At 58.6% G+C, this 4194-nt stretch carries 3 protein-coding genes; all 3 read right to left on the bottom strand.

The features are described 5' to 3' along the window. Positions 1-651, bottom strand: a 651-nt coding sequence (locus tag P7F28_RS03885) for a type VI secretion system contractile sheath domain-containing protein (RefSeq protein ID WP_277183123.1), incomplete at its 3' end; no start/stop codon positions are given. Between the two features lie 24 nt (positions 652-675). After that, entirely contained in the window at positions 676-1215 is a 540-nt protein-coding gene (tssB, locus tag P7F28_RS03880; RefSeq protein ID WP_277183122.1) for a type VI secretion system contractile sheath small subunit, read from the bottom strand. A gap of 25 nt (positions 1216-1240) precedes the next feature. Further along, positions 1241-3931: a type VI secretion system ATPase TssH gene (tssH, locus tag P7F28_RS03875; RefSeq protein ID WP_277183124.1), complete on the bottom strand. Its 2691-nt coding sequence runs from the start codon at positions 3929-3931 to the stop codon at positions 1241-1243. Positions 3932-4194 lie beyond the last annotated feature (263 nt).

Genomic DNA, 4194 nt, shown 5'->3' with positions numbered 1-4194 from the left:
GAAGATTTTGGTCAGGTCGCGCGGATTGGCCAACTCCTGCCACGATTCCATCTGAAGCACGGAAGGCGAAGCGCCGGAAATGAACGGCGTATGCGAAGCCGCGGCGACCTTCGAGATGGAGCCAAGCAGATCGACGTCGGGCGGCGTGTGATCGAAGTAGTAGTCCGCAACGAGGCAGCCATACGGCTCGCCGCCGAGCTGACCGTATTCCTCTTCGTAAATCTGCTTGAACAGCGGACTCTGATCCCACGCGATGCCTTTGTATCGCTTCATCGTGCGTCGCAAGTCTTCTTTCGACACATCCATAAAACGAATCTTCAGACGCTCATCGGTTTCGGTATTCGAAACCAGATGATGAAGTCCGCGCCACGCCGATTCGAGCTTCTGGAAATCTTCCTGATGCAGAATCAGGTTGATCTGTTCGGATAACTTATGATCGATTTGCGCGATGATCGCTTCGATGCTTTTGTAAGCGTCGTCGCTGATCGTGACGGATTGATGCAGCGCCTGCTCGGCGAGCGTGCGCACGGCGCGCTCGACGGACTCGCGAGCCTGATCTGTCTTCGGGCGAAATTCCCGGTCGAGCAGTTGTGTGAAGTCGTCGTGTGTCTTGACCGCGACGGCGCTTGCCTGGGCCTGATTGGCTGACATAGGGTTCCTTTGCGTGATTCGATTTCAGTTGAACGTGGGCCCGGCGTTCGATTCTTCCGTCGCGGATTCGGGGTTGGGCGCAGCAGCCAGCGACTTGAGCAGGGCCGGGTCGGCAAGCAGCTTGTTCACGAGCGCTTCGGCGCCGGATTTCCCGTCCATATAGGTTTGCAGGTTGGCGAGCTGCGTGCGCGCCTGAAGCAACTGATTCAACGAATCGACCTTGCGGGCAACCGCCGCCGGCGAGAAGTCTTCGATACTCTCGAAAGTCATATCCACCATCAAGCGCCCTTCGCCCGTCAGCGTGTTCGCCACGGAGAAAGCAACGCGCGGCTTGATTGCCTTCATACGCTCATCGAAGTTGTCGATGTCGATATCGAGGAAACGCCGATCGGCGACGGCGGGCAGCGGCTCGACCGGCTTGCCCGCCAGATCGGCGAGCACGCCCATCACGAAGGGCAATTCGACTTTCTTCTCCGAGCCATAGACTTCGACGTCGTACTCGATCTGCACGCGCGGCGCACGATTGCGCGCGATGAACTTCTGCGAACTATTGGATTGGGACATATAGTTATCCGAAACAAAAAAGTATTCAGAGCGATGAGACGTCAACGGTTTTGTCGAGCGTGAATGTGATGGCGCTGGAAGGTGCGGCCTGCGCATCCGTCACGTCGATATAAATCTGGCGAATCTCGCGTTTCGCCGCGAAAGCATCCAGCCACAACGCGGAAAGACGCGGTAGAACGTATTGATCGATAAAGCCGATCAACACTCGCGCGCCGGTTTCCTGAACGAGGCAATGACTCACGATGTAATCGACCAGCGCCGCGCCGAATCCGAGCGCGATGCCGTGGTTTTCGGCCATGCGCTTCACGACACGATCGAGGTGCAGTCGCACGATGCTCGCAAGAGACTCATGCGCGAGAGGTCGGTACGGCACTACATTCACGCGTCCGAGAAACGCGGCCGGAAAGGTCTTCAGCAATTCCGGTGAGAGCGCCGAACGCAGCGCGTTCTGATCGGGCGCAAGCGATACATCCGCGCAGAGGCTCGCGGTGAGTTCCGCGGCAGCGTTGCTGGTGAGCAGAATGGTTGTATTGCGAAAATCGATGAAACGTCCGTCGCCATCTTCCATGTAGCCCTTGTCGAAGACCTGGAAGAAAACCTCGTGCACATCACGATGCGCCTTCTCGATTTCATCGAGTAGTACGACGCAATAGGGTCGCCTTCTTACCGCTTCGGTGAGAACGCCGCCTTCGCCATAACCGACATAGCCGGGCGGCGCGCCTTTGAGTCCCGAGACCGTGTGCGCTTCCTGATATTCGCTCATGTTGATGGTGATGAGATTCTGCTCACCGCCATACAGCGCCTCCGCCAGCGCCAGCGCCGTCTCGGTTTTGCCGATGCCGGATGGCCCGGTCAGTAGAAACACGCCGAGCGGTTTCTTCGGATCGGCAAGTCCGGCGCGCGCGGTCTGCACACGCTCGCTGATCTGCTTCAGCGCTTCGGACTGGCCGATCACGCGTGCCGCGAGCGTATCGGACAAGCGGCGCACGGCGGCGATGTCGTCGGTCACCATGCGGCCGACGGGTATGCCGGTCCAATCGGAAACGATCTCCGCGACGATGGTTTCATCGACTTCCGGAAACACCAGTGGCGTTTCGCCCTGCATATCGCGCAGCGCTTGTTCGAGATCACGCAATGTGGCGGGCGTGGGGCGTTCGGTTTCATCGCTGCCATGCTCATCGGGCGTCAACGCTGCGTCGGCAAGCATTTGCGCGGCGGCGGCCTGAGATTTCCAGCGCGCTTCCAATGCGTCTTGCTCCGCAAGCAACGTGTCGATGCGAGTGCGCGCTTGAGACAGCGCGTCTTTAGCATCGAGTCCGATCCGGGCTTCCTGTTCGAGCAGGTCGCTTTCCACGCGCGCTGATTGCAGCCGCTGCTGCACGTTCTGCAATTCGCGCGGCGGCGCTTGCTGAGAAAGCGCGACGCGGGCACATGCGGTATCGAGAAGACTGATGGCTTTGTCGGGCAATTGCCGCGACGGAATATAGCGATGCGATAGCGTGACGGCGGCGCGAATGGCTTCGTCGCGCACGATCACGCCGTGATGCCGCGCGAATGTGCGAGCAAGTCCACGAACCATATCGATGGCGGCGCTTTCCTGCGGCTCGGCGACTTGCAAGGTCTGGAAACGTCGCGTGAGCGCGGGGTCTTTCTCGATATGACGTTTGTATTCGGCCCAGGTCGTTGCGCCGATTACGCGAACCGCGCCGCGCGCGAGTGCGGGCTTGAGAAGATTTGCCGCATCGCCCGTTCCGGCCTGGCCGCCTGCGCCAACCAGCGTGTGGATTTCATCGACGAAGAGAATGACCGGCGTAACCGATTTTTTCGCCGCTTCGAGCACGTTCTTCAGCCGCGATTCGAACTCGCCCTTCATTCTCGCGCCGGCAAGCAGCGCGCCGAAATCGAGCGAGAGCAACCGTACGTTGGACAGCACGGCAGGCACTTCGCCGCACGCGATCGACAAGGCCAGTCCCTCGACCACCGCTGTTTTGCCGACACCGGCTTCGCCCGTGAGCAAGGGATTGTTTTGCCGACGGCGCAAGAGCACGTCGATGATGGTGCGGATTTCCTGATCGCGTCCCACCACGGCGTCGATCTCGCCGGCACGTGCAAGTGCCGTGAGGTCCGTGCAGTATTGTTCCAGTGCGTTCCGAGCCGATGCGCCGGAGGCGTCCATCGAATGTGATGCGTCACCGGGCAGGGCGGGCGCGAAGTCTCCGCCTTCGTACGGCGCATCGTCAGCTTCGGGCGATCCTGCGATCCACTGCGGCAAGGCTTCATGCAGGCCGTCGAGCGAAATACGCCCGAACGCCGTCGATACGGACAACAGAACACGTCGCAACTCAGGCGTTTCGAGCAACGCGGCAATCAGCCAGCCGCCACGAATGCGACGGTCACCGAAAACGAGTGACGAAAGCACCCACGCGCGCTCGATGGACAGTTCGACATGATGCGAGAAATCGCTGATCGAACTCGCGCCGGCTGGCAGCGAGCGCAGCGCGCGCGCCAGATCGTGTTCGAGCGATTCCCGCTCTATTCCCGTATGCCGAATGATGCGATGCAAATCGCTGTCGGGTAACTGGAGTAATTGGTGAATCCAGTGAACCAGCTCGACATACGGATTGCCGCGCAGTTTGCAGAAGGTGGTCGCAGACTCGATGCTTCGGAAAAGCGTTGTCCCGAGTTTGCCGAATAATGCCTGGCGAGAAATCATTATCTTGATGACATGCGCACAACTTGTTTAACTACGGGTGCTTTGCCCGCTTCTTGAACTGCGTATTTTCATGCGGCCCATGGTTTTGTCAGCGCCGCATGCGTTTTATTCGCTTAATTATGCTGGAGTGATTTAAAGAGAAAGTCAACTGAATGGTCGGCGGCTCTGGTTTTTCTTTAAAGATTGCTTCTAAGCAATATATTAAGGTGCTGTGATTCAGGGTATTGATTGTAAAGAGAATGTCATCTCGTTATTCTGTCCTTGTT

Source organism: Caballeronia sp. BR00000012568055 (assembly GCF_029439455.1).
GTDB lineage: Bacteria > Pseudomonadota > Gammaproteobacteria > Burkholderiales > Burkholderiaceae > Caballeronia.
This window is presented reverse-complemented; position numbering and strand designations above follow the sequence as displayed.